The organism is Aquitalea magnusonii (genome assembly GCF_002217795.2).
Taxonomy (GTDB): domain Bacteria; phylum Pseudomonadota; class Gammaproteobacteria; order Burkholderiales; family Chromobacteriaceae; genus Aquitalea; species Aquitalea magnusonii_B.
In genome coordinates this window covers 3,497,731-3,523,762 of sequence record NZ_AP018823.1, presented here as the reverse complement: position 1 = coordinate 3,523,762, position 26,032 = coordinate 3,497,731, and the positions used below count along the sequence as shown (strand labels likewise).

Genomic DNA, 26,032 nt, shown 5'->3' with positions numbered 1-26,032 from the left:
ACGCCACACAAGGAGAAGCACAATGGCTACCCCGCACATCAATGCCCACAAGGGCGATTTTGCCGAAACCGTGCTGATGCCCGGCGATCCGCTGCGCGCCAGAATGATTGCCGAAACCTTTCTGGATGATGCCAAGGAGGTGACCAGCGTGCGCAATATGCTGGGTTACACCGGCAGCTACAAAGGCAAACGGCTCTCAGTGATGGCACACGGCATGGGCATTCCGTCCGCCAGCATCTACACCACCGAGCTGATCCAGCACTACGGGGTAAAAAACATCATCCGCGTCGGTTCCTGCGGTGCCGTTACCGCCAAAACCCAGTTGCGTGAGCTGTATATCGCCATGGGGGCCTGCACCGACAGCAAGGTCAACCGCATGCGCTTTAACAATCATGATTTTGCCGCCATTGCCGATTACACCTTGCTGCGCACGGCAATGGACACCGCAGCCCAACTGGGGCGCACCGTCTCGGTGGGAAATGTGTTTTCCGCCGACCTGTTCTATGGCGTGGAACCCACCATGCTGGAGGTGCTGGAGCGGATGAATGTGCAGGTGATCGAAATGGAACTGGCCGGCATCTACAGTGTGGCTGCGCAGTACGGAGCACGGGCGCTGGGCATTCTGACCGTATCGGACATCATCCCCACCGGCGAGGCCGCCAGCGCGCAGGAGCGGCAAACCACTTTTCACGACATGATGGAACTGGCGCTGGAAACCGCCTGCAAGCTGTAAGCAAACCCGCATGCTGCACTGCGGAACCGTAAGGGCGTTTTGCTGCCGATTCCGGCTGCCAAGCGCAGCGGAAAGCAACTTTTCTGCCTGCTGCCTGCTTTGGAAAGCAGGTTTGCATTGTAAAATTCATTGATTATCAATGTGTTGCCGCAGTGTTGTATCTGGGGTGAGTTTTTTAGTGCAGTGCACAAAAAATACTTGCCAAACCCTGGGTCGGTACTGATAATGAAACCTGCATCAGGACGTGGCATGCAATGTGTGCGTTTTGGTGTTGTCTCCTCCATCCTCCTTCTTTTAGGTGGAACTTGGCGCAATCAACATGGATTGCGCTTTTTTTTTGCACTGTCGCGGGCTGCGTTTTTGTCTAAGCAAGCCACACATTCCTCCGTCCGGCGTTTTTTGCCCTGTTGTGGCAAAAAAGACCGCATTCCAGCCCCGTTTCACTGTTGTCATTTGCTTTGTTACACAATGGTTTGACAGTGGGAAGGGCGCTGCATTAGAATCCGTAACTTTCAAGAATTACGATGGAAGAGTTCCATGAAGACCTTTTCTGCCAAGCCGCATGAGGTTAAGCGCGAGTGGTTCGTGGTCGACGCCGAAGACAAGGTGCTGGGTCGCCTCGCCGCCGAAATCGCTCACCGCCTGCGTGGCAAGCACAAGCCGGAATACACTCCGCACGTTGATACCGGTGACTACATTGTCGTAGTCAACGTTGACAAACTGCGTGTTACTGGTACCAAAGCGCTGGACAAGAAGTACTACCGTCACTCCGGCTACCCGGGTGGTATCTACGAACGCAACTTCACCGAACTGCAAAACCAGTTCCCGGAGCGCGTTCTGGAAAAAGCCGTAAAAGGCATGCTGCCGAAGGGTCCGCTGGGCTACGCCATGATCAAGAAGCTCAAGGTGTACGCTGGTACCGAACATCCGCACACTGCCCAGCAGCCCAAAGTGCTGGAATTTCGTTTTTAAGGCATAGAGAATGAACGGTAAATACTACTACGGCACCGGCCGTCGCAAGAGCTCCGTAGCTCGCGTGTTCATGCAAAAGGGTAGCGGTCAGATCATCGTTAACGGCAAGCCGGTTGACGAATACTTCTCCCGCGAAACCGGTCGCATGGTTATCCGCCAGCCGCTGGTTCTGACCGAAAACCTCGAATCCTTCGACATTAAGGTTAATGTTGTTGGTGGTGGTGAAACTGGCCAGGCAGGTGCTATCCGTCACGGTATCACCCGCGCTCTGATCGACTTCGACGCAGTTCTGAAGCCGGCTCTGTCCGCTGCAGGCTACGTAACCCGCGATGCACGTGAAGTTGAACGTAAAAAAGTCGGCCTGCGCAAAGCTCGCCGCGCCAAGCAGTTCTCCAAGCGTTAAGCGCCGGATTCCTGTTTATGCAAAAGCCGCCTCCGGGCGGCTTTTTCTATTCCTGCTGCTTTCATACCCGCCGAGCCTCCGCCAGTCATCCGCTTCGCGGCGTTGTCCTGTGCTGTGCCCCTGATGGGTATTACCCTATTCATAGAAATGTCTTTAAGCTGTCATTTTAATTAATTAGTTTACAAAGAAAATGCAGGAAGGTTTAACGGGTTTACCCCTGTGCGCGCACGGTGTATGGTGGCCTCCTTTTGTGTTACCGGCCAACCGTTACCGGTGGCCTGGCCATAGCGTGCAAACGCCTGGCCATATGCTGATCAACAGGAAATTCCGATGTCTTTGAAGCAACGTTTGCTGGCTTTTGTTGCCGTTTTGCTGGTGGTGGTCGTTACTGTGCTGGCGGTTTTGTCCTATCAGCGCATGCGCACGGAAATCATCGAAGGCGTCCGGCACGAGCTGGATGCCGCCGTGCTGGGCAATCGCAGCGCACTGGGCAACTGGCTGGCCCAGCGCAAGGATGCGGTGGAGTCAACAGCAACTGCACTGGTGAGTAATGGCGATATTCTGCCCCAGTTGCAGGAGGGCAAAACGGCAGGCCGGTTTGACCAGCTATTTGTCGGTTATGCCGACAAGCGCATGGTTTATCATCTGGCGGAAAAACATGCGCCGGATGGCTACGATCCAAGCTCGCGTCCCTGGTATAAGCAGGCGGCCAGTGCCGGCAATGCCGTTGTAACCGAGCCCTATGTGTTTGCCAGTACCAAGAAGCTGGGCGTGACCGTGGCTTATCCCTTGCTGCGTAATCAGCAGTTGCAGGGGGTGGTGGGCGGGGATATCTCGCTGGAGGGCATTATCGGTCTGGTGCAGGGCATCAAGCTGCGCGGCGACGGCTATGCTTTTCTGGCCACCCGCAGTGGCAAGATCGTGGCGCACCCGGCCGCCGACAGTACACTCAAACCGGTGGCCGAGGTGATGCCGGGCCTGGATGCGGGCTTGCTGCAGCAAGCGGATGAACACAGCCAGTTGGCGGAGCTGGAAATTGCTGGCCGCCCCGTTTTCGTACAACTGATACCGGTGCCCGGTTCAGACTGGGTGCTAGGTTGCGTGGTGGACAAAGCCTCCATTCTGGCACCGCTGCAGGGTTTGTTGATTACACTGGTGCTGGCTGGCCTTGTGTGTAGCATTGTGGCCATTCTGCTGGCGCAATTGGCACTTACCCGTCTGCTGCGTGGCCTGGTGCGCTTGCGTGATGCCTTGCTGGAGATTTCCAGCGGCCATGCCGACCTGACACACCAGTTGCAGGTGGAGCATCAGGACGAAATCGGCCAGACCGCGGCGGCGTTCAATCGTTTTGTCGCCAGTTTGCGCCGCATGTTCATCGATGTGCGCGAGCATGCCATTGCGCTCAATAGCGAGCTAGATAGCCTGAAACAGGTTACTGATACCGTGGCCAGCCAGTCCCAGCGCCAGTCCGAAGTATCCAGTGCTGCCGCGGCTACTATCGAGCAGATCACCGTCAGCATCAATCATATTGCCGACAATGCAACGATGGCCGAGCAAGCTGCCAGTGAAACCGGAACAACTTCAGCCCATTCGGCACAGGCGGTTGGCCGGCTGGCTGACGATATTGCCAATATCGCCCGCGAAGTAGGACATCTGGGCGGCGCGCTCAATGCCTTGGGTGAACGTTCGGGGCAAATGAACACCATTATCGGCGTGATCCGCGACATTGCCGACCAAACCAATCTGCTGGCACTGAATGCCGCCATCGAAGCGGCCCGGGCCGGTGAGGCTGGCCGTGGTTTTGCCGTGGTGGCGGATGAAGTACGCAAGCTGGCCGAGCGCACTGCCAAGGCCACGGTGGAAATTGGCCAACTGATTGATGCTACCCATGGCGATATCAACACTGCGCTGGATGATATGGCTGGCACGCAGCGCTCGGTGGCCAGTGGTGTGGAAGCCTCGCGCAGCGTAGCGCAGGACATGTCAGGCATCCAGGGACGCATCGCGCAGGTGGTGGGGGCGATTCATGACATTGCCGATTCAACCCGCGAACAGTCGGTGGCAACCAATGAAATGGCCCGCGCCTCCGAACAGGCCAACCGTGCCACTATCGAGACCGACCAGGCGGTGCAGGCAGCAACGCAAACTGTTGCCGAACTGCACCGCTTGTCGACCGATCTGCAAACCATGGTGGCCCAGTTCCGCCTGTAAGCCTCCGGCCTGTGTGACGCAGGCCAGATCGCGGTTGCATCACGCCGACCTAGTCCTTAGACTGTCACTTTTGCGACGTTTATTTACACAAGGAAGTACAGCATGATCAAGGTGGGCATCGTCGGCGGTACCGGTTATACCGGTGTCGAACTGTTGCGTCTTCTGGCCGGGCATCCCGGTGCCGAGGTGGTGGCCGTTACCTCGCGCAAGGAAGCAGGCATGAAAGTGGCCGAGATGTTCCCCAGCCTGCGCGGTCGCGTGGATGTGGCCTTCTCCACCCCGGATGAAACCCCGCTGGAGCAGTGCGACGTGGTGTTTTTTGCCACCCCGCACGGCGTGGCCATGGCGCAGGCGCGTGAACTGCTGGCTGCCGGCGTCAAGGTCATCGACCTGGCGGCGGATTTCCGCCTGAAAGACCCGGCAGTGTTCCAGCAATGGTATGCGATGGAGCATAGCTGCACCGACCTGCTGGCCGAAGCGGTATACGGCTTGCCGGAGGTGAACCGCGATGCCATCCGCGCAGCGCGTCTGGTGGGCATGGCCGGTTGCTATCCCACTTCGGTACAACTGGGTCTGCTGCCGCTGTTGGAAGGCGGCAAACAGCTGATCGACACCCAGACGCTGATTGCCGACTGCAAGTCCGGCGTGTCCGGTGCCGGTCGCAAGGCCGAGGTCGGCGCGCTGCTGGCCGAAGCCGGTGACAACTTCAAGGCCTATGCCGTGAAGGGTCATCGTCATTCGCCGGAAATCGAGCAGGGCTTGTCGGCCATTCATGGCGGCCCGGTCAAGCTGACCTTTGTGCCGCACCTGACGCCGATGATTCGCGGCATCCATTCCACCATCTACGCCCGCATCAAGCCGGAGGCGCTGGACACCGACTTCCAGAGCCTGTTTGAACAGCGCTATGCCGGTGAGCATTTTGTCGATGTGCTGCCGGCTGGCAGCCACCCGGAAACCCGCAGCGTGCGTGGTTCCAACACCGTGCGCATCGCCGTGCATCGTCCGGGCAACGGCGATCTGCTGATCATCCTAGTGGTGGAAGACAATCTGGTGAAAGGCGCATCCGGTCAGGCCGTGCAGACCATGAACCTGATGTTCGGCCAGCCGGAAAACGCCGGTCTGGACATCGTTCCGCTGCTGCCTTGATGCAGGGATGATTGAATATTGGCCATTCGCCCTGATATCCGACTAAAATAGTAGGTGAATGGCTGCGAGGCCGAAATCGATTTGCGAGGTGAACCATGTCCGAGACTACCGAAATGCTGTCCCCGATCAACTTTACCGACAGCGCCTGCAACAAGGTGCTGGACCTGATCGCGGAAGAGGGCAATCCTGATCTGAAACTGCGCGTGTTCGTGACTGGCGGTGGCTGCTCCGGCTTCCAGTACGGTTTTACATTTGACGAAATCGCCAATGAGGACGATACCGCTATAGAGAGAGACGGCGTGACTTTCCTGGTTGACCCGATGAGCTACCAGTATCTGGTGGGTGCCGAGATCGACTATCAGGAAAGCCTGGAAGGCTCCCAGTTTGTCATTCGCAACCCGAATGCCACCACCACCTGCGGTTGTGGTTCTTCCTTCTCGGTGTAAACCGGCGGGGCGACAAACAGGAGTAGAATGAAAACCCGGACTCAGTCCGGGTTTTTTTGTATCGGGGGAAACAAGATGAATAAACTGCCACCACTGGTATTGCCCAAGGTTGAATTCAATCGCGAATTCAGTTTCAGTGATGCCGACTTCGAGCGCATCCGTAAGCTGATCTATAAGGAGGCCGGTATCTCGCTGAACCCGTCCAAGAAGGACATGGTGTACGGCCGCCTGGTCAGACGCATCCGCGAGCTGAAGCTGGCCACCTTTGCCGCCTATGTGGATTATCTGGAGTCGGTAGCCGGCAAGCGTGAGTTCGAGCAGTTTGTGAATGCACTCACCACCAACCTCACCTTCTTTTTCCGCGAGGAACATCATTTCCCGATTCTGGCGGATCACCTGAAGCAAAGGGCGGCGGCAGGTGCCAGTGAGCTGTCCATCTGGTGCGCAGCATCCTCCACCGGTGAGGAGCCTTACTCGCTGGCCATTACCGCGCTGGAAGCCTTTCCACATGGCAGCAAGCCGGCCATCAGCATCATCGCCACCGATCTGGATACCAGCGTGCTGGAAACCGGCCGCAAGGGCATTTATCCGGAAGACAAGATTGCCCGCCTGCCGCCCGGCCATGCGCACAAGTATTTCGACAAATTGCCGGATGGCAATTATCAGGCCAAGGCGGTGTTACGCAATATGATCACCTTCCAGCGGCTGAACCTGATCGAAAACAACTGGGCGCTGCGCAAGCAGTTCGATGCCATTTTCTGCCGCAACGTGATGATTTATTTCGACCGTGACACCCAGTTTGCCGTGCTGAAAAAATTCGCCCCGCTGCTCAAGCCCGATGGCTTGTTGTTTGTCGGCCACTCGGAAAACTTCTATTTTGCCTCGGACTACTTCCAGCTGCGTGGCAAGACGGTGTATCAGCACGCGCCGAAAAAGTAGCGTTTCCCCCATTGAGCCCTGCTGCGCTGCGGCGTAGTATCCGGGGTCTCAATCGGCTGAGCCGGACGGGCAAGCATGACTTGCCCGTTGTCACGTCTGCTGGAGTCAACATGAAGGTAGCTGTGCTGGGATCAGGCGTGGTGGGGGTGTCCACCGCCTGGTTTCTGGCCCGTGCAGGGCATGAGGTAGTGGTGCTGGACCGCGCCAGCGGGCCGGCGCGCGAAACCAGTTTCGCCAATGGCGGGCAAATTTCCGTCAGCCAGTCCGAGCCCTGGGCCAACCCGGCCGCCCCCTGGCAAATCCTGCAATGGCTGCTGCGCGACGATGCCCCGCTATTGTTCCGCCTGCGGCTGGACCCGGCCCAGTGGCGCTGGTGCTGGCAGTTCCTGCTGGAATGCCGCGCCAGCCGTGCCGAACGCAATATGCGCCAGATGCTGGCGCTGGGCCGCTACAGCCGCGATACCCTGCAGCTGCTGCGCGCCGAACTCAATCTGGATTACCAGCAGCAGACCCGTGGCATTGTGTCCTTGTTTCATACCCAGCGCCAGTTGGACGAGGCCGCCCATGTGGCCGCGCAAATGCGCGAGCTGGGCATGGACAAGCACATCATCAGCCGGGAAGAACTGGCACGCATCGAGCCGGCACTGGCCGGCATTGCTCCCACGCTGGCCGGTGCCAGCTACTGCCCGTCGGACGAATCCGGCGATGTCCACCTGTATACCTGCGCCATGGCTGAGCATGCGGCGCGTGCCGGGGTGGAGTTCCGTTTCAATACCCGCATCAATGCGCTGGAAACTGACAATGGTCGCATCAGCGGCGTGTCGGTCAATCTGCCGGAAGGCAATTACCGCCGCGTGACAGCCGACGCCTACGTGCTGGCGCTGGGCAGTTATTCGCCCTTGCTGGCGGCACCGTTGGGGCTGCGCCTGCCCATCTATCCGTGGAAGGGCTATTCCGCCACCTTGCCCTTGCGCGACCCGGCCACGGCCCCGCTGGCCAGCATTACCGATGAAGCCTACAAGGTGGTTATCTCGCGTCTGGGCTCGCGGCTGCGCATTGCCGGTACAGCGGAGCTGGCTGGTTACTCCAGCAGCCTGAATGCGGTGCGCTGTCAGTCCTTGATCAAGCGTGGCCAGGCCTTGATGCCGGAGGTGGCCGACTGGGATGCCGCCGAGTTCTGGAGCGGCTTGCGTCCGGCCACGCCCGGCAATGTGCCGCTGATTGGCCGCAGCCCGTATCCCAATCTTTACTTCAATACCGGTCACGGCACGCTGGGCTGGACGGAAGGCGCGGGCAGCGGCAGGGCGCTGGCGGAAATCATCAGCGGCCGCGCTCCGCCGATTGATTTTGCCTTTCAGGGTGTTTGATCCGGCGCAGCGGCTAGCACGGCAGCAATGCTAAAATGCCGGCCTGGATTCTTTCATTTTCTAACTGGAGTCGGACCATGCGTATCGGAACCCCGCACAGCGCCACTGCGCTGCGTGTCATGCTGCTGGGCAGCGGCGAGCTGGGCAAGGAAGTTGTCATCGCATTGCAGCGCCTGGGGGTGGAAACCATTGCGGTAGACCGCTACGCCGGTGCCCCGGCCATGCAGGTGGCTCACAGCAGCCATGTCATCAATATGTCGGATGCCGCCGCGCTGCGCGCGCTGGTGGAGCAGGTGCGCCCGCATCTGATCGTGCCGGAAATCGAAGCCATTGCCACCGAAGAGCTGTTGCGCATCGAGGCTGATGGTCTGGCCGAGGTGATCCCCACCGCCCGTGCCACCAACCTCACCATGAACCGCGAAGGCATCCGCTGTCTGGCGGCGGACGAGCTGGGCCTGCCCACTTCGCCGTTTGCCTTTGCTTCCTCGCTGGACGAATTGCAGCAGGCCATCGACGCCGGCATCGGCTACCCCTGCCTGGTGAAGCCGGTAATGTCCTCCAGCGGCAAGGGCCAGTCGCTGCTGCGTGGGCCGGATGAGGTGGCCAAAGCCTGGGAATATGCCGTCAGTGCCGGCCGTGTGGACAAGGGCCGGGTGATTGTCGAAGGTTTCATCGACTTCGATTACGAAATCACCCAGCTCACCGTACGTGCCAGCGATGGTCAGGGCGGTATTGCCACCCACTTCTGCGACCCCATCGGCCATCTGCAAAAGAACGGCGACTACGTGGAAAGCTGGCAGCCGCAGCCGATGAGCGAACTGGCACTGCTGCGCGCCCGTGAAATGGCCAAGGCAGTGACCGATGCGCTGGGCGGACGTGGTCTGTTCGGGGTGGAGCTGTTCGTCAAGGGCGATCAGGTATGGTTCTCCGAAGTCAGCCCGCGCCCGCACGATACCGGGCTGGTGACGTTGGCCACCCAGCGCTTCTCCGAATTCGAACTGCATGCCCGTGCCATTCTGGGCTTGCCGGTGGATGCCAGCCTGCGCAGCGCCGGTGCCTCGGCGGTGATTTACGGTGGCATGGAAGAGCAGGGCATTGCCTTTGAAGGCGTGGCCGAAGCACTGGCGGTGCCGGGTGCCGACCTGCGCCTGTTCGGCAAGCCGGAAAGCTTTGTCCGCCGTCGCATGGGCGTGGCGGTGGCCCAGGCGGATGATGTGGCCACTGCGCGTGAGCGTGCCTTGCTGGCCGCTTCGCTGGTCAAGCCGGTAAAGGACTGAGCCATGCAGGAAATGACGCCATACGAGCTGATGGGTGGTGAAGGCGTGGTGCGCTGGCTCACCAACCGCTTCTACGACATCATGGACAGCGACCCTTCGGTCAAGGTGCTGCGCGACATGCACCCGGCTGATCTGGCCGGTTCGCGGGAAAAGCTGTTCATGTTCCTGTCCGGCTGGCTGGGCGGGCCGGGCTTGTACATGGAAAAGTTTGGTCATCCGCGCCTGCGCATGCGCCACATGCCGTTTGCCGTGGACGGGGAAATGCGCGACCAGTGGATGCAGTGCATGACCCAGGCGGTGAACGAACTGCTGGTGGAGGACTGGCTCAAGGCCAAGCTGCTGGAAGCCTTCTATAACACCGCGGACTTCATGCGCAATCAGGAAGAGTAAGCGCCGGTCTGATTCAGCGTAACCGGAGAACTCTCTGCACGGTCATTGCCGGCAGAGGGTTTTTGTTTATCTGTTATCGGGCAACGGCGGAATGGAATAAGTACCGGTGACATGGGCCACCGGCTCGTCACTGCCCGCGGAATACAGCAGCACCTCGCCCACGGCCAGGCGCTTGCCCAGCTTGAGGATGCGGCCTTCGGCAATCACATCTTCCTGCGGTGGCTTACGCAGGAAATTGATATTCAGGCTGGTGGTGACGGCCAGTTCCACCTTGCCTATCATGCCCAGCACCACGGCATACAGGGTGGCATCGGCCAGCGCCATCAGGGCCGGGCCGGCAATGGTGCCACCGGGGCGGATCAGGTCGGGGTTGAAGTGCATGCGCAAGCGGGCCGTGCCGTTGGCAATGTCCTCGGTGTGCATGCCGAACAGTTTGACCAGCGGCAGTTCGCTGTCGATCAAGGCCTGGAACTCTGCAACGCTGATCTGGCTCATGGGGTGGTTTCGCTCAGAATAATGGCCCATGGTGCATGACCATTACGTCAACGTCAATTTGCCAGCGCCATGCACGGAGCAAGGGTACAGCGACAATCTGGCGTGAAAAAATCAGCGCGGCCGGTGACCACGCTCGATTAGCACGCCAACGCGGCGCACGCCGGGCAGAATGCCCAGCTTGGTGACGGAAACCTGTACCCAGGGTGCGCCAAAGTCTTCGCGAATCACCTTGGCGATATATTCCGCCAGTGCTTCGAGCAGCAGGAAGTGCTGTTCCGACAGTGCCTTGCGCAAGCGTTCCACCACCACACCGTAGTGAATGGTGTCGCCGATATTGTCGCTGTGGCAGGGCACTTCACTGGGAATGCCGATTTCCAGGTCGATTTCGATGGTTTGCGGATTTTTCCGCTCCCACTCATAAACACCGATAATGGTGTCGGCGCGTACTTCGCGCAGGAAAATGATGTCCATTGCTATGTCGGGAGTTGGGCTTTGTCGCCCGATACCGTAAAATCCGAAGCCTTCTATTCTAATGGATACACCATGACCACGACAGCATTTGCCTTCATTGTTGCGGCCTACTTGCTGGGCTCGCTGTCTTTTGCCGTGATCGTGAGCAAGGCCATGGGCATGGCCGACCCGCGCAGCTACGGCTCGGGCAACCCCGGTGCCACCAATGTGTTGCGTACCGGCAAGAAACTGGCCGCCGTACTCACCTTGCTGGGCGATGGTGCCAAGGGCTGGGTGGCGGTGGCGCTGACGGCCTGGTTCGGCCCGCAATACGGACTGGGTGAGCAGGCCATTGCCATGTCGGCACTGGCGGTGCTGATCGGCCACATGTGGCCGGTATTCTTCGGCTTCAAGGGCGGCAAGGGTGTGGCCACCGCAGTGGGCGTGCTGTTCGGTTTCAATATCTGGCTGGCACTGGCGGCCATTGCCACCTGGCTGTTCATGGCTTTTGTGGTGAAGATTTCCTCGCTGTCCGCCATCGTTGCCTGCGTGATGGTGCCGGTGTATGCCTATTTCATCGTACAGCCGTCCTCGCCGTATTTTGGCACCTGCATCATCATTGCCATCCTGGTGATTCACCGCCACAAATCCAATCTGATCAAGCTGCTGACCGGGCAGGAAGGCAAGATTGGCGAGAAGGCCGAGAAAAAGGGCAATTAGTCGCTTGCCGACCAACTAAAAAGCCACCGCATGCGGTGGCTTTTTTTGCAGCCTTTGGCCATCAGCCGTCGGACAGCACCTTGACGTGGGCGGTTACGCTGCGTGCCAGCGAGGACAAGTCATAGCCGCCCTCCAGTACCGAGACGATGCGGCCATCGGCATACTGGTCGGCAATCTGCATCAGGTGGCGGGTTACCCACTCATAATCCGCTTCCACCAGCCCCAGTGAACCCATGTCATCCTCGCGGTGGGCATCAAAACCGGCAGAGATAAAGATCATCTGCGGCTGGAAGTCGTGCAGGCTGGGCAGCCACACGTTTTCCACCACTTCGCGGAATTCCCGCCCGGTGCTGCCGGCCTTGAGCGGCACATTCACCATGTTTGGCCCTGCCGGGTTGTCGCCGCAGTAAGGGTAGAAGGGGTGCTGGAAGATGGACACCATCATCACGCGCGGGTCGTCACGGAAGATGTCTTCGGTGCCATTGCCGTGATGCACGTCGAAGTCGATCACCGCAATCCGCTCAAACTTGTAGGTGGACAGCGCATGGGCAATGCCGACGGCGATATTGTTGAAGAAGCAGAAGCCCATCGCCTTGTCGTGTTCGGCATGATGGCCCGGCGGACGAATGGCACAGAAGGCATTGGGTGCCTTATCCTCGCACACCAGTTCCACCGCCTTGATCACCGCACCGGCGGCGCGACGTGCGGCAGGCAGGGTGCCCGGTGCCATGGCGGTATCCGGGTCCATGCGGAAGGTGCCAACCGTGGGCGCACAGGCCTCGATGTATTCCACATAGCGTGGCGGGTGGACTCTTGCCAGTTGCTGCTCGGTGACTTCCGGTGCCTCCACCTCATGCAGGCTGTCGTAAATCTGTGCTGCCATCAGTTGGTCCTTGATGGCAACCAGGCGTTCCGGGCATTCCGGGTGGCCTACCCCCATATTGTGCTGCAGGCAGACAGGGTGGGTGATGTAGGCAGTGAGTCCATTTCTCTGTAGACGGTTTTTTAGCCAAGTTAACACGAGCGTTTCCTTGTTGCGTACGATTGTTTGCGTACAATGGACGCGAGTTTTATCTTTTATGTATTTTCGATAAATACTGCGCGCAACCGGGTCCAAATGCAATCACTCAGCCTTGCCTATCGTCAACTGAACACGCTTATCCTGGGCAAGCCCCGTGCCATCCGGCTGGCGCTCGCCTGCTTGATTGCCCGTGGCCACCTGCTGATCGAGGATGTGCCCGGCGTGGGGAAAACCACGCTCGCCCATGGCCTGGCTGCGGTATTGGGCCTGCATTACCAGCGCGTGCAATTCACCAGCGACCTGCTGCCTGCCGACATCCTGGGCGTCAATATCTACCTGCGGGATAGCGGCAGCTTCCGCTTTCATCAGGGGCCGGTGTTCAGCCAGCTATTATTGGCCGATGAAATCAACCGTGCTTCGCCCAAGGTGCAATCCGCCTTGCTGGAGGCCATGGAAGAGCGCCAGGTTTCGATTGATGGTGAAAGCCACCCGCTGCCGGTGCCGTTTTTTGTGATTGCCACCCAGAACCCGTCCGAGCAACTGGGAACATTCCCCCTGCCAGAGTCGCAACTGGACCGTTTCCTGATGCGCATCTCGCTGGGTTATCCGGCGGCAGAGGCGGAGCGTGCGTTGCTGCTGGGGCAGGATCGTCGTAGCTTGCTGGAGGACATTACCCCCTGCCTGAGTGGCGATGGCCTGCTGCAGTTGCAGCAAAAGGCCGCCGCGCTGACGGTATCGCCCGATCTGGCCGATTATGTACTCGCGCTGTTGCAGGCAACGCGGCAGGATCGCGGCTATCTGACCGGCCTTAGCCCGCGAGCGGGGCTTGCCTTGCTGGCAGCCGCACGTGCATGGGCCTTGCTGGAGGGGCGCGATCATGTGCTGCCTGAGGATGTGAAGGCAATTTTCCCTGCCGTGGCAGGGCATCGGCTTGGTTTGAGCGGAGATGCCACTGCCAGCCTGAATACATTGCTGGAACATGTTGCCATTCCGTAAGCAACTGCGCGGCTGGTGGCTGCGTCGTTTGCCGCTGGAGGCCATCTGTCAGCTGGGGCAACGACGCATCTATCTGTTGCCAACCCGCTTTGGGCTGTCGCTCTTGCTGGTGGCCGCTGCGGTGTGGGTGGGCGCACTGAATTATGCGGTCAGCCTGGCTTATGTTTTGGCGTTCTGGGTACTTGGCTTGTTGCTGGTGGCCGTGCTGATGGCATACCGGCAACTGGCCGGTTTGCAATTGCAGGTGGTGCCGGCGGAAGGCGTGTTTGTCGGGCAGAGTGCCGAGTGCCGTTTGCAATTGCGTAATCCTTCAGACTTGATTCGTCAGTTACAGCTCCAGTCAGAACATGGTGGCGAGCTGGTGTCATGCACACTGGCAGCCATGCAGGAGCAGCCGCTTGCCATTGCACTGCTGTTGCAGAAGCGTGGTTGGCATGCTTATCCCGCCATCAGGCTGTGGAGTACTGCACCTTTCGGGCTGATCCGTGCCTTTGCATGGTGGCGACCGGATGCGTCCTTGTTGGCCTACCCGCTTCCCTTGCCTGATCGCGAACATCAGGACTGCCATCATGAAAATGGGCGGGGCCGGAATCACGGTGATGACGAGGAGGATTTTTCTCATCTGGGAGAATACCGTCAGGGGGATACTCCGCGGCAAATCGCCTGGAGCGTACTGGCCCGACGGGATGTGCTGGCCAGCAAGCGTTTTGCCAGCCAGCCGCGTGGTCAGGCCTTGCATCAGTTGGCATGGCAGGACTATCCCGCACTACTGGACCTGGAAAGCCGGCTTTCGCGTTTGTGCTGGCGGGTATTGCAGTGTGAAAAGGCCGGTCAGCATTACCGTTTGCAGCTGCCTGGCCGCGTGGTGGAGCCACAGCCGGGCCAGCGTGAACTTGCTTTGGCCGCCTTGGCCGAATTCAGGCTGCCGACATGAGCTTCTCTTTGTTCCGGCAAGGTGAAATGGCGGTATTGCTGGCACTTGGGCTGGTGATGCTGCCCTTGTTCCTTCATCTGCCCGTATGGTTGCCGGGGCTGGTGCTGGCCATGTTATTGCTGCGTGGCATCTTGCAGCAGCGCCAGCATGGTTTGCCCTCACTTTGGCTGTTATTGCCGCTGCTGGGTTTATCAGTATGTGGCCTGTGGCTTAACCTGAATACCCTGATCGGGCGAGAAGGCGGTGCTGCCCTGTTGATCCTGCTGCTGGGTTTCAAAAGTTTTGAAGCGCGGCAGTTGCGGGATTGGCAGGTGCTGCTGGCACTCGGTTTCTTCCTCACGGCCATCCCCTTGTTGTTTGACCAGTCGCCATTGTCCGCACTGTGGCTGGTGGTCAGCCTGCTGGTGTTGACCTGGGCGATGCTGCGCCTGTCTGGCTGTGCGGTGCAGACCCCGGCCAAGGTGGCAGTACAGGCGCTGGCGCTGTCCCTGCCGCTGATGCTGGTGTTATTTGTGGTCATGCCACGCCTGCCCGGACCATTGTGGAGCATGCCGCATGAGCAACATCAGGCTGCTACCGGCCTGTCTGACAGTATGGAGCCAGGCAGTATCAGCCAACTGGTTCAGCATAATGAGCCGGCGTTTTCCGTGGTGTTTGACGGGCCGGCTCCCGCACCGGAGCAGCTTTACTGGCGCATCATGATTTTTGATGATTTTGATGGCCGCCGCTGGCAGAACGTAGGGGGGCTGTCGCGGGAAACAGTACGGCTGCAGGGTGGGGAGAGGATACGGTATCGCCTTACCGGCAAACCAACAAGATCACGCTTGCCCTTGCTGGATTATCCCTTGGCAGCGCCACCCGGCGGCGGCTTGGAGCCGGGGCATTTGCTCAAGCTTGCCAATGATCAGGAAGACGTATTGCGCATTTCGGCAGAAAGCCTGGTCGGCAGCCATTACCAGAGTGAACTGAGCCGCAGTGATCAGGACTTCTACCGCCGCCTCCCTCCCGGCAATCCTGCCAGTCGCCAGTTGGCCTTGCAGTGGCGCAGTCAAGGTGGTGACGGTATCGGTTTTGTACGTGAAGCCCTGTTGCATTTCCGCCTTGGTGGCTTTGCCTACACCTTGAGTCCACCCTTGCTGGAAGGTGATAACAGTATTGATGCTTTCATGTTTTCAACGCGTCAGGGCTTTTGTGAACACTACGCATCGGCCTTTGCGTTCATGGCACGCGCAGCGGGCATTCCCTCCCGGGTTGTCTCCGGCTATCAGGGCGGACAATTCAATCCACTAGGTCACTTCTGGCAAGTGCGCTCCACCGATGCGCATGCCTGGGTAGAAGTCTGGCTGGCCGAACGTGGCGAATGGCTGCGTGTAGATCCAACTGCGGCAGTTGCTCCAGAGCGCGTCCGTCAGGACCCGGTACGGAGTATTCCAGCGCTGCAGACGCAGCTGCCCGTGTTAGGCCGACAGGTGCCGGCATGGGTGTTACAGGTGCAGCAGGGTTGGCAGGCTGCCGGTTTTGCCTGGCAGCAGTGGGTTGTCGGTTATGACGCAACCAGACAATTAAGTCTGTACCGATGGCTGGGGCTGGGGGATGTTGTTGACACGGCCGCCGTGATGCGTGCGCTATTGTGTGGAGCTGTATTGGTTTGTCTACCACTGCTGTGGTGGTGGCGCCGACATCCGGAGCGTTTGCCCTTGCAACAGGGGCGCATGCTATTGGAGCGTGCATTGCTGCGGCAGGGTATGGTCATCTTGCCCAGTGATGGGCCCTTGGACATGCTGAATAAGGCAAGAAAACTGCCAACACCGGCATATGCTCAGCTCAAGCAATTGCTCAAGGAGTATGCCGCCATGCGCTACCAGCAGGCCGCATGTTCACCGCAGCAAACACGCTTGTGGTTGCGCAGGGTCAGGCATTTCTGTGCCGATCTGACCAGAAGGAAGTGAAGTTTCGTGGACTGGGGCGTGAGCCGGGCGGCGACCGTATTGTCTGTATCTGGTGGTACGGACGATTCTAAACAGAAACCCCGCCATGGCGGCGGGGTTGTCGACTGGCGCTGGAGTGCGCAGGTTTTACAGCAGGAAGTCGCGGGAAATGCCTTTGCGGCGCAGAATCCGGCGCAGTTGCTCCAGACCCTCAATCTGTATCTGGCGCACCCGTTCCCTTGTCAGGTTCAGCGCGGCGGCCAATTCTTCCAGAGTGCAGATTTCATGACCATTCAAGCCATAGCGACGCTCGATCACCATGCACTGTTTGTCATTTAACTGAGCCAGCCAGTCTTTGACAAACAGTTCCAGTTGATTGTTGTGCAACTGGATTTCCGGCTCTTCATGTTGCTCATCAGGAATCGATTCGCCAATCGATAACATGGGGTCGATATCCAGCGGTGCATCCAACGACGCCATGCGTTCGTTCAGGTTCATCACCTTGCGTACATCTTCCACTGGTTTGCCAACCTGATGGGCAATTTCGTCCAGTGTCGGTTCACGTCCCATCTGGCTTTCCAGATGGCGTGATGCGCGCAGATAAACGTTCAGTTCCTTGATGACATGAACCGGCAGTCGGATGGTTCGTGACTGGTTCATGATTGCCCGCTCGATGCTCTGGCGAATCCACCAAGTGGCGTAGGTGGAGAAACGGAAGCCACGCTCTGGATCGAACTTCTCCAGCGCATGCATCAGTCCGATATTGCCTTCTTCAATCAGATCAAGCAGGGCAAGGCCACGATTGATGTAATGCTTGGCAATATTCACTACCAGGCGCAAGTTGTGCTCGATCATCTTTTGTCGGGCATCGAAGTCGCCTGCCACAACACGGCGAGCCAGTTCCAGCTCCTGTGCCGGTGTCAGCAAGGCATTGTTTCCGATATCGTTCAGATAAATCTGAGTCACATCGGCAACTTCTTCAGTCACACTCTGGCGCTCGGATGCCTCTTCGGTTTCCGCCTCGGCAGAAACTTCTTCGGCAACTTCTTCTTCAAGAACTTCCTCTTCTTCGAGGATATCGCTGTCTTGGTTCATAACTCCCCCCGCTACGGTGGTTCCTGGCAGGGGGAGATACCCCTGGTCAGGACTTGTTGTCTAGGTACTGCATCGGATCAACCGGTTTCCCGAAGCGGCGGATCTCGAAGTGCAGTTTTACCTGATCGGCATCAGTATTGCCCATTTCGGCAATCTTCTGCCCTTTCTTGACAGTTTGTCCCTCCTTTACAAGCAACTGACTGTTGTGGGCATACGCAGAAAGGAATGTTTTGTTGTGCTTGATGATGATGAGCTTGCCATATCCTCTCAAGCCATTCCCGCTGTAAACAACCTTGCCATCTCCGGCGGCAATGACGCTTTGGCCGGCGCGGCCACTGATATCAACCCCCTTGTTGCTATCGGAGTAGCCGCGGATCACCTTGCCTTCTGTTGGCCAAGCCCATGCGACAGCATCTTCACTGTTTGCCGGTTGGGATTTTTCTTCAATTTTGTTCTTATTTTCCGATATTACTGCAGGTGTACTACTGTCCTTTTTATCGGACTGAGCTGCAGGTGCGGAAGCACTGCCTATTTTTACTGGGGCAGTTTTCTTTATCACACTGCCTTCACTTTGTTGTGCCAGCGTCTTGGCTGCTTCTTCCGAATAAGGCAGTTTCAGTGCTTTCGGATAATTCTTGCCGTTGGTGGTCTGCGTGCCACTTTCAACCGCGGCTTTCTGTGGCGGCGGTGCTGCTGGAGCCGTTTCCTGAGCCTTCACCGCCTGATTATCCTGTGTGCCTGGTGGTGTCAGGCGTAAAACCTGGCCCACCTTGATATTGGTGTCCTGCAAGTTGTTCCAGGCTGCCACATCCTTGTATTTCAGCCCGTTATTCAGTGAAATGCGGAACAAGTTTTCGCCGGGCTGCACCACATGGGTTTTCTCCCCTGTGCTGACTGCTGCAGGTTTGGCAATAATGCTGCCGCTACTTTTGTACGGACTGGCTACCGCGACATCAGCTACAGGCGCTGGGCTGGTCTTGTTGGCCGTGGCAACTGCAGCGACAGGTGCCGGTCGGGCGGACTCAACCGGTGCGGCTTGCTGCGCCATGCTGCTGCAGCCTGCCAGGAAAGCGGTTGTCAATGATGCCGCAAGCCAGTGTTTTGAATGCTGTTTATGCATGCCTATGGATTTTATATGTCAGTTAGTTGGGTTTTGTAAATTGTCAGACAAGGTATGTGTTGTGTTTTTGCAAGATTTAGTTACGACCGGGCAAAAGTGGTACGAATTTCACTGGGTCAAGTCGTGTCTTTTGTAGTCCCTGGGCGGTTTTCTCCAGTAACCACAAATACTGTTCTGTTTCTCCGACCGGCATGATCAGCCTGCCACCTTCTGCGAGTTGTTCAACCAGTGCTTCCGGGATATTACGCGCTGCGGCAGTCATGATGATGCCTTCGAATGGGGCTGCTTCTGCCAGACCGAAGTGGCCATCTCCATGAACCAGCCGGGCGTGGACAAGTTTGGCGGCACGCAAATTGCGTCTTGCTTTGTCCAGCAGGGCGCCAAGTCGTTCAATGGAATAAACCTCGGCCCCGGTCTTGAGTAGAACCGCAGTTTGGTAGCCGCAACCGGTACCGATTTCCAGAACCTTGCCTGGTTTGCGTCCTGCCAACAGGATTTCTGTCATTTTGGCGACAGTCAGCGGCTGGGAAATGGTCTGTGCGTGGCCAATGGGTAGTGACACGTCGTCATAGGCACGCGTGGCCAATGCCTGGTCGACAAACAGGTGGCGGGGCACCTCAGACATGGCGGACAGGACCCGTTCATCCTGTACGCCTGCCTGGCGCAAACGCTCTACCATGCGCTTACGGGTCCGGTCGGATAGCATGCCGTAAGCTTGGTTGTCTTGTGTCACGGATGAAGCCATGTAGTGATTCCGTCCAGTTGGCCGTATGCGGTTAAGTCCAGCATCAGCGGGGTGACCGAGACATGTTTGCCTGCAATGGCGGCAAAGTCGGTGCCGGGGCCTGCATCCTGTGCACTGCCGACCGGGCCTACCCAGTATATCGTTTCCCCGCGCGGATTCTTGGCTTTGATGACGGGTTCTGCATGATGTCTGCGTCCCAGCCGGGTGACTTGCATTGATTGCAGTTCATTGATTGGGATGTCGGGGACGTTGACATTGAGCAGTACAGGGCGGGTTAATGGCTGTTGCCGGTAGCGTTTTAGCAATTGTTCAACCACGTGTGCCGCAGTAGTGAAGTGCTGGCCACTGTAGCCGGCCAGTGAGAGTGCGATGGAAGGAATGCCGAGCAGGAAGCCTTCTGTGGCAGCGGCTACGGTGCCTGAGTAGATGGTGTCATCTCCCATGTTGGGTCCATGGTTGATGCCGCTGAAGATCATGTCCGGTCGGAAATCCAGCAGACCTGTCACCGCCAGGTGGACGCAGTCGGTTGGCGTGCCGTTGACATAATGAAAGCCGTTGGCGGCCTGACGTACGGTCAATGGTCGATCCAGGGTCAGCGAGTTGCTGGCACCGCTGCGATCTCGTTCTGGTGCCACGACAAAGACTTCACCATGACGTGCCAGCGTTTCCGCCAGGGTGCGGATGCCGGGAGAGAAATAGCCGTCGTCATTGCTGATCAGGAACTTCATGCTGTGCTTCCAGGTTGGACGCATGATTGTATCGCTGCCATGGCATGCTGGAAAACCTTCATGGCATGACAGACAAAGAAAAACCCGCCGTGGCGGGTTGGTTTGATCAGGCGTAATAGCGCTTGCTGAATTCCAGCATCCGTTCAATGGGAACGCGGGCTGCATCCATCTGTTCCTGGCTCAGGTAGTCGATGCGCAGGCCCTGGCCTTGCTGGGCTCGTTTGACGGCATCGATGGTGTTCATCTTCATGTAGGGACAGGAGTTGCACTGGCAGCCGGCGTAGATCGGTGCCTGGCGCAGGTCCAGGTCGGGGCGGGCCAGTCCCATGTTGTACAGGATGCCGTCTTCGGTGGCGACAAAGATGACTGCCTTGCTGTCGCCCTTGAAGGCCTTGACCCAATTGAGCATGCCGGAGGTGGAGCCAACGTAGTCGGCTTTTTTCAGTACCGGCAAGGGGCTTTCCGGGTGGGCAATCAGGTATTTTTCGCCACTGGCGGCGGCGAAGGCTTCTTCCAGTGCCGCTTCGTTGAATTTGTCGTGTACTTCACAGACGGCAGACCACAATGGCATGTCGTAGCCGTATTGGTCGTTCAGGTAGCCGCCCATATTGCGGTCGGGCGAGAAGATGACTTTTTTGCCTTCCGCATACAGGTGGGCAATGATGTCGTCCACATTGCGGCTGGTGACAATCCAGTCGGCCAAGGCCTTATGCTCGGCGCTGGAGTTGATGTAGGACACATGGACGTGGTCCGGGTGGCTTTCGCGCCATGCCTTGAGTGCCGTGACGTCGGTCTGGGTGACCAGCGAACAGGTTGATCCGGCATCCGGCAGGATGACTTCTGCCTGTGGATTGAGGATTTTGGCGGTTTCGGCCATGAAACGCACACCGGCAAATACGATGATGTCGGCATTGGCCTCTTTGGCAAACAGCGACAATTCAAGGCTGTCACCCACTTTGTCTGCCATTTGCTGGATTTCAGGCTGGGTGTAGTAGTGGGCAAGGGTGACGACACGCTTCGTCATGATGAGCTGACTCCTGCTCGCCTTGCATCAGGTTGCAGGCGGCTGAATGAATATATTGCAATGCAACGCAATAGGGTTGCCAAGCAGGCAAGGTTAGCAATATTGCAGTGCGATTACCACCTGCAAACGGCGTAGGCTGCAGCGGTGGGTTGTTTGCTTTGCTATAAAATCCATTTGGTACAGGCTTGCCCGAGGTCAACATGACGGGCAGATGCCTGCGGCAGCATGGTGTGGCGGGCAGGGCTGTGGCAGCTGGACTGCCTGTTTCTGCTGGCGTGAAAGCTGCGCGTTTCACCTTGTTGTGCAATGCACAATACTGTCGCAACATGCAGCAATGAAAATGAATTTTGTGTGGCTGGCGTGTGCCTGCCATGCCGAATGTGTCCGACAGAATGCGGCGCGTAGCGGCTGCTTGCCACCTGTCGTGGTCTTGTCGCTTGAATTACTGAAACGGGAACTGCTTCCATGAGGCCTCACTACCTTACTTCGCTCTTTTCGCCGCGCACGGTTGCGGTTGTCGGTGCCAGCGATACCCCGGGGTCGATCGGCCAGGCCGTGTTTGCCAATCTGCTGGCGGGCAATTTCCAGGGCAAGCTGTTTCCGGTCAATCTGAACCACAAGGTGGTGGGGGGGATTCCGGCGGTTCCCTCGGTGCGCCTGATCGAACCGGCGGTTGACATGGCGGTGGTTTGTACAGCCATTCGCACATTGCCGGCCATCATCAAGGATTGTGGCAAGAAGGGCATCAAGGCCGTGCTGCTGGCCAAGGAGTTTTCCGATAGCGAACAGTTGGAGCGGGAAATCCTGAATGAGTCGGTATCCATCGCCCGCCACTATGGCATCCGTGTGCTGGGGCCGAATGTATTGGGCCTGATGCGACCGGTGGCTGGCTTCAATGCCACCAATTACACCAGTAAGGTCCGTCCGGGAAACATGGCGCTGGTGTCGCAGTCATCGGCCTTGTGTACGGCCATGCTGGACTGGGCCGACAGCAAGGGCATCGGTTTTTCCAGTGTGATTTCGGTGGGCGAGGCGCTGGATGTCGATTTCGGCGAGATTCTGGATTACCTGGTGGCGGATAACTTCACCCAGGGCATTTTGTTGCATGTTCACCACATCCATCATGCGCGCCGCTTCATGAGCGCCTTGCGGGCCGCTGCCCGGACCAAGCCGGTGGTGGTGATCAAGTCCGGCCGGTATCAGGATGATGTGACTGGCGTCACGCATTCGAGCAACCTGATTGAAAGTGGCGATGTATTTGACGCAGCATTATCCCGTGCCGGTGTGCTGCGCGTGTCTTCTATTGCCCAGTTGTTTACCGCGGCCAAGGTGCTGGCGGCCAATTTCCGTGTCGGCGGCAAACGGCTGGCGATTGTCACCAACGGTATTGGCCCCGGTGTGCTGGCGGCCGATAGCGCTTACACCAATGGGGTGGAGCTGGCCAAGCTCAGCGACGCCACCATGGACTTGCTCAATAACGCCTTGCCGCGCAACTGGTCGCATGGCAACCCGATCGACCTGATCGGTGATGCCAGCCCGGTGCGTTTCCGTACCGCGGTAAAAGCCTGTATCGATGATCCGAATGTGGATGGTGTGCTGGTGATCTTCACACCCCAGGCCGGGACCGATCACCTGACCACGGCCCAATTGATGATTGGCCTGCAGCGCGAGTCCAGCAAGCCGATGTTCCTGTCCTGGTTGGGGGATGCCAAGGTATCGGAAAGCCGCGATCTGTTCTCCAAGGCCAAGTGTGCCCACTTCCGCGCGCCAGAATATGGCATCGAGGTATTCCGCAACCTGGCGTCCTATCACTACAACCAGCAGCTATTGCTGCAGACCCCCGGCCCGCTGGAGGGCAAGCGCGAGGCACCGGACCTGCTGCGTGCTCGTGCGGTGATTGCCGGTGCCATGGCCGAAGGGCGCACCATTCTTTCCGAGCGGGAGTCCAAAGAGGTGCTGGCTGCCTTCCGTATCCCGGTTAATCCTACCTTGCTGGCACGTACTGAAGACGAAGCGGTGGTGCTGGCTGAGCAGATCCACTATCCGGTGGTGCTGAAGATCGACTCCGCAGACATCATTTACAAGTCCGATGTGGGCGGGGTGGAACTGAACATCAGTAATGAGGCCACATTGCGGGCCGCCTTCCGCGGCATTCTGGAGCGTGCGCGCCAAGCCATGCCGGAAGCGCGGATTGACGGCATTTCGGTACAGCCGATGCGCAAACGCCGCTTTGCGCGCGAGGTGATGGTGGGCGTAACGCATGACAGCTCTTTCGGCCCGGTGATTACCTTTGGTGCCGGCGGCATTGCGGTGGAAGTGATGCATGACCGCGCGCTGTCCTTGCCTCCACTGAACCAGTACCTGGTGGGCAGCATGATACGCAAGACCCGTATCGGCCAGTTGCTGGGTGCCTTCAAAAACCTGCCTGCCGTGGATATGGACGAGCTGGTGGATGTGCTGCTGCATGTGTCGGAGATGGTCTGCGAGCTGCCAGAGTTGCGCGAGATGGACATCAACCCCTTGGTGGCGGACGAAAAAGGCGTCATTGCGCTGGATGCACGCATCATCGTCGAGCCGCTCAAGCCTGATGTGAAGCGCTACGGCCACATGGCCATCATGCCTTACCCCACGCATATGGTACGCAGCGCCACGCTGAACGATGGCATGAAGGTCACCATCCGCCCGGTGCGACCGGAAGATGCCGAGATGCAGCAGGAGTTTGTCCGCACGCTGTCGGATGAAAGCCGCTACAACCGCTACATGTCCAGCATCAAGCAGCTGTCGCAAACCATGCTGGTGCGCTTCACCCAGTTGGACTACGACCGCGAAATGGCACTGGCGATGACGTGCGAAACAGAAAAAGGGGAAGAACAGCAAGCCGTGGCCCGTTTCATTACCGATCCGGACAACGAAGGCTGCGAGTTCGCGCTGGAAGTGGCGGACAAATGGCAGGGCAAGGGCATTGGCTACATCCTGATGAATGCCTTGTTCGATGCCGCCCGTGAGCAAGGGCTCACCGTGATGCGCGGTGAAGTGCTGGCCGGCAACAAGGGTATGCTCAAGCTAATGCACAAGCTGGGCTTTACCGTGGAAACCCATCCGGAAGACCGGGCGCTGACCATCGTCACCAAGATTCTGTAATGCGCCGCGACGCTTGTCGTTGGCAGATTGCAGAGCAGCGGTGTGGTTTTTTTCGTCAAAGCAGGGCTGATCTGCTGACCGATAACGGGTGGCAGGACTGGCAGGCGTATTAAGCGCTTGCAAGATAAGGGAAAAGTGCCATAGAATCGTGGGCTTTTCTACGATACCGTTTTTATCTAAGGACAATCGACAATGGTAGTGATTCGTCTGGCACGTGGCGGCGCCAAGAACCGTCCGTTCTACAACATCGTGGTGACCGATTCCCGTAACCGTCGTGACGGTCGCTTCATCGAGCGCGTTGGCTTCTACAACCCGGTAGCTAACGAGAAGGAAGAGCGCGTGCGCCTGACTTCCGATCGTCTGAACTACTGGATCGGCGTTGGTGCCCAGGTTACCGACGCTGTAGCCAAGCTGCTGAAAGAGCAGAAGGTTGCTGCCTAATCGTTCGTTGACTCAACTCGCGGACTAAGGCGCATGCGCAAGGAAGATCTCGTCTTGATGGGGTTTGTGCGTGGCGCCTTCGGTATCAAGGGCTGGATCAAGGTCCAGGCCGATACCGAATACGCTGACGGTCTGTTTGACTACCCGGTCTGGTGGCTGGGCAAGGATGACAGCTGGAAGCCGTACACATTTGAAAACGGGGCAGTGCAGCCCAAGGGCTTGTCCGTCAAGCTGCAAGGTATTGAAGATCGCGACGCGGCGGAAGCTCTGCGCGGCCTGCAAATTGCTGTTCCCCGTAGTGAATTGCCGGAAGCTGGTACTGATGAATATTACTGGTCCGATCTGATCGGCCTGTCTGTCGTCAACCAGCAAGGTGTGGTGCTTGGCAAGGTGACCGAATTGATGGAAACCGGTGCCAACGACGTATTGGTGGTAGAAGGCGAACACGGCCAGCGGCTGATTCCCTTCGTTGGCCAGTTCGTACTGGATGTCAGTCTGGCTGAGGCCCGCATTTCAGTCGACTGGGGCCTGGATTACTGATGCATATCGATGCCATCACGCTGTTTCCGGAAATGTTCGATGCCATCGCCCGCTTTGGTGTAAGCCAGCGGGCGCTTGATCTGGGCATTTGGGATTTCCAGAAATGGAATCCACGCGATTTCACCCATGACAACTACCGCCGTGTGGACGACCGTCCTTATGGTGGTGGGCCTGGCATGCTGATGCTGATAGAACCGCTGGAGGCCGCCATTACGGCAGCCAAGGCGCGTCAGCAGGCAGCAGGTGTCGAAGAGAGCCATGTTATCTACCTGTCCCCGCAAGGGCGTGCATTGACGCACGAAAAAGCGGTTGAGCTGTCCCGTCGTCCCGGTCTGATTGTGCTGTGCGGACGTTACGAAGGGGTGGACGAGCGTTTGATCGAGCGGCAGGTGGACGAGGAAGTTTCCATTGGCGACTACGTGTTGTCCGGTGGCGAGCTACCGGCCATGGTGCTGATGGATGCGGTCATCCGGCTGCTTCCCGGTGTTCTCAACGACGCCCAGTCTGCTTATGAAGACTCATTTGTGAACGGACTCCTTGATTGTCCGCACTATACCCGACCCGAAGACTATCAGGGCATGCGGGTGCCGGATGTACTCATGTCCGGAAATCATGCACTGATTGCTAAATGGCGGCTCAAGCAGGCGCTGGGAAGAACGTGGCAACGTCGACCAGAGCTGTTGCAGGGCCGCACTTTGACAAAACAGGAATCTCGGCTGCTGGCAGAGTACCAGCAGGAACAAGATATCCGTAAAAAACCGGAGTAACAC

At 58.2% G+C, this 26,032-nt stretch carries 26 protein-coding genes; 18 read left to right on the top strand and 8 right to left on the bottom strand.

The genetic code is table 11. The features are described 5' to 3' along the window. The first annotated feature begins 22 nt into the window (after positions 1–22). From deoD to DLM_RS16715, 10 genes are all read left to right on the top strand, one after another. Positions 23–733 (top strand): purine-nucleoside phosphorylase, encoded by a 711-nt coding sequence (gene deoD / locus DLM_RS16760; protein WP_089085868.1) that lies wholly within the window; start codon positions 23–25, stop codon positions 731–733. Positions 734–1,270: 537 nt separating this feature from the next. Beyond that, positions 1,271–1,705: a 50S ribosomal protein L13 gene (gene rplM, locus DLM_RS16755; RefSeq protein ID WP_045846621.1), complete on the top strand. Its 435-nt coding sequence runs from the start codon at positions 1,271–1,273 to the stop codon at positions 1,703–1,705. Positions 1,706–1,715: 10 nt separating this feature from the next. Continuing rightward, positions 1,716–2,108: a 30S ribosomal protein S9 gene (gene rpsI, locus DLM_RS16750; protein ID WP_089085867.1), complete on the top strand. Its 393-nt coding sequence runs from the start codon at positions 1,716–1,718 to the stop codon at positions 2,106–2,108. A 330-nt stretch (positions 2,109–2,438) separates the two neighbouring features. Beyond that, positions 2,439–4,319: a methyl-accepting chemotaxis protein gene (locus DLM_RS16745; protein WP_145985874.1), complete on the top strand. Its 1,881-nt coding sequence runs from the start codon at positions 2,439–2,441 to the stop codon at positions 4,317–4,319. 102 nt (positions 4,320–4,421) lie between these two features. Further along, entirely contained in the window at positions 4,422–5,465 is a 1,044-nt protein-coding gene (argC, locus tag DLM_RS16740) for an N-acetyl-gamma-glutamyl-phosphate reductase (protein ID WP_089085866.1), read from the top strand. A gap of 95 nt (positions 5,466–5,560) precedes the next feature. After that, a complete protein-coding gene (erpA, locus tag DLM_RS16735; protein ID WP_089085865.1) occupies positions 5,561–5,911 on the top strand; it encodes an iron-sulfur cluster insertion protein ErpA in 351 nt (116 codons plus the stop codon). A 75-nt stretch (positions 5,912–5,986) separates the two neighbouring features. Continuing rightward, on the top strand, positions 5,987–6,850 hold the full coding sequence (locus tag DLM_RS16730; RefSeq protein WP_089085864.1) for a CheR family methyltransferase: 864 nt from the start codon (positions 5,987–5,989) through the stop codon (positions 6,848–6,850). Between the two features lie 110 nt (positions 6,851–6,960). Next, positions 6,961–8,217: a D-amino acid dehydrogenase gene (locus tag DLM_RS16725; RefSeq protein ID WP_089085863.1), complete on the top strand. Its 1,257-nt coding sequence runs from the start codon at positions 6,961–6,963 to the stop codon at positions 8,215–8,217. A 77-nt stretch (positions 8,218–8,294) separates the two neighbouring features. Continuing rightward, positions 8,295–9,494 carry a formate-dependent phosphoribosylglycinamide formyltransferase gene (purT, locus tag DLM_RS16720; protein ID WP_089085862.1) on the top strand — a complete coding sequence of 400 codons (1,200 nt, stop codon included), beginning with the start codon at positions 8,295–8,297 and terminating at the stop codon, positions 9,492–9,494. Between the two features lie 3 nt (positions 9,495–9,497). Continuing rightward, complete coding sequence (locus DLM_RS16715; RefSeq protein WP_045846613.1) at positions 9,498–9,884, top strand: group II truncated hemoglobin; 387 nt, start codon at positions 9,498–9,500, stop codon at positions 9,882–9,884. A 66-nt stretch (positions 9,885–9,950) separates the two neighbouring features. Here DLM_RS16715 and DLM_RS16710 read toward each other — a convergent pair whose 3' ends face one another. Further along, positions 9,951–10,379: a PaaI family thioesterase gene (locus tag DLM_RS16710; protein ID WP_089085861.1), complete on the bottom strand. Its 429-nt coding sequence runs from the start codon at positions 10,377–10,379 to the stop codon at positions 9,951–9,953. A gap of 111 nt (positions 10,380–10,490) precedes the next feature. Beyond that, positions 10,491–10,850, bottom strand: a complete 360-nt coding sequence (locus DLM_RS16705; RefSeq protein ID WP_089085860.1) for a dihydroneopterin aldolase — start codon at positions 10,848–10,850, stop codon at positions 10,491–10,493. A gap of 72 nt (positions 10,851–10,922) precedes the next feature. On the opposite strand from DLM_RS16705, the gene plsY reads away from it, so the two are divergent. Beyond that, entirely contained in the window at positions 10,923–11,549 is a 627-nt protein-coding gene (gene plsY, locus DLM_RS16700; protein WP_062789095.1) for a glycerol-3-phosphate 1-O-acyltransferase PlsY, read from the top strand. Between the two features lie 61 nt (positions 11,550–11,610). Here the strand turns inward: plsY and DLM_RS16695 are convergent, their stop codons facing one another. Continuing rightward, complete coding sequence (locus DLM_RS16695) at positions 11,611–12,570, bottom strand: histone deacetylase family protein (RefSeq protein WP_089085859.1); 960 nt, start codon at positions 12,568–12,570, stop codon at positions 11,611–11,613. 96 nt (positions 12,571–12,666) lie between these two features. On the opposite strand from DLM_RS16695, the gene DLM_RS16690 reads away from it, so the two are divergent. From DLM_RS16690 to DLM_RS16680, 3 genes are read left to right on the top strand one after another with little or no spacing between them, the layout of a single operon-like run. Next, positions 12,667–13,566 (top strand): AAA family ATPase, encoded by a 900-nt coding sequence (locus tag DLM_RS16690; protein WP_089085858.1) that lies wholly within the window; start codon positions 12,667–12,669, stop codon positions 13,564–13,566. Then, positions 13,550–14,500 carry a DUF58 domain-containing protein gene (locus DLM_RS16685; protein WP_231959879.1) on the top strand — a complete coding sequence of 317 codons (951 nt, stop codon included), beginning with the start codon at positions 13,550–13,552 and terminating at the stop codon, positions 14,498–14,500. Before DLM_RS16690 ends, DLM_RS16685 begins: the two co-directional genes overlap by 17 nt. Continuing rightward, positions 14,497–16,449 (top strand): transglutaminaseTgpA domain-containing protein, encoded by a 1,953-nt coding sequence (locus tag DLM_RS16680; RefSeq protein ID WP_089085857.1) that lies wholly within the window; start codon positions 14,497–14,499, stop codon positions 16,447–16,449. Before DLM_RS16685 ends, DLM_RS16680 begins: the two co-directional genes overlap by 4 nt. Before the next feature lie 126 nt (positions 16,450–16,575). Here the strand turns inward: DLM_RS16680 and rpoS are convergent, their stop codons facing one another. From rpoS to nadA, 5 genes are all read right to left on the bottom strand, one after another. Beyond that, positions 16,576–17,523 (bottom strand): RNA polymerase sigma factor RpoS, encoded by a 948-nt coding sequence (gene rpoS, locus DLM_RS16675; protein ID WP_089085856.1) that lies wholly within the window; start codon positions 17,521–17,523, stop codon positions 16,576–16,578. 46 nt (positions 17,524–17,569) lie between these two features. Then, on the bottom strand, positions 17,570–18,643 hold the full coding sequence (locus DLM_RS16670; RefSeq protein WP_231959878.1) for a peptidoglycan DD-metalloendopeptidase family protein: 1,074 nt from the start codon (positions 18,641–18,643) through the stop codon (positions 17,570–17,572). Positions 18,644–18,719: 76 nt separating this feature from the next. Continuing rightward, positions 18,720–19,388, bottom strand: coding sequence for a protein-L-isoaspartate(D-aspartate) O-methyltransferase (locus tag DLM_RS16665; protein ID WP_089085854.1), 669 nt, complete (start codon positions 19,386–19,388; stop codon positions 18,720–18,722). Then, positions 19,373–20,116 carry a 5'/3'-nucleotidase SurE gene (gene surE, locus DLM_RS16660; protein WP_089085853.1) on the bottom strand — a complete coding sequence of 248 codons (744 nt, stop codon included), beginning with the start codon at positions 20,114–20,116 and terminating at the stop codon, positions 19,373–19,375. Before surE ends, DLM_RS16665 begins: the two co-directional genes overlap by 16 nt. Before the next feature lie 106 nt (positions 20,117–20,222). Then, a complete protein-coding gene (gene nadA / locus DLM_RS16655; RefSeq protein WP_089085852.1) occupies positions 20,223–21,140 on the bottom strand; it encodes a quinolinate synthase NadA in 918 nt (305 codons plus the stop codon). Between the two features lie 465 nt (positions 21,141–21,605). Between nadA and DLM_RS16650 the strand changes: the two genes are divergently transcribed. The 4 genes from DLM_RS16650 to trmD all read left to right on the top strand — a co-directional run bounded on the left by DLM_RS16650 (position 21,606) and on the right by trmD (position 26,029). Beyond that, positions 21,606–24,281 carry a bifunctional acetate--CoA ligase family protein/GNAT family N-acetyltransferase gene (locus tag DLM_RS16650; RefSeq protein ID WP_089085851.1) on the top strand — a complete coding sequence of 892 codons (2,676 nt, stop codon included), beginning with the start codon at positions 21,606–21,608 and terminating at the stop codon, positions 24,279–24,281. Between the two features lie 192 nt (positions 24,282–24,473). Beyond that, positions 24,474–24,722, top strand: a complete 249-nt coding sequence (gene rpsP / locus DLM_RS16645) for a 30S ribosomal protein S16 (RefSeq protein WP_045846601.1) — start codon at positions 24,474–24,476, stop codon at positions 24,720–24,722. A gap of 33 nt (positions 24,723–24,755) precedes the next feature. Beyond that, the gene (gene rimM, locus DLM_RS16640; RefSeq protein WP_089085850.1) at positions 24,756–25,262 is read left to right on the top strand and encodes a ribosome maturation factor RimM; all 507 of its coding nucleotides are present in this window, start codon (positions 24,756–24,758) and stop codon (positions 25,260–25,262) included. Next, positions 25,262–26,029 (top strand): tRNA (guanosine(37)-N1)-methyltransferase TrmD, encoded by a 768-nt coding sequence (gene trmD, locus DLM_RS16635; RefSeq protein WP_062789100.1) that lies wholly within the window; start codon positions 25,262–25,264, stop codon positions 26,027–26,029. Before rimM ends, trmD begins: the two co-directional genes overlap by 1 nt. The last annotated feature ends 3 nt before the right edge of the window (positions 26,030–26,032 follow it).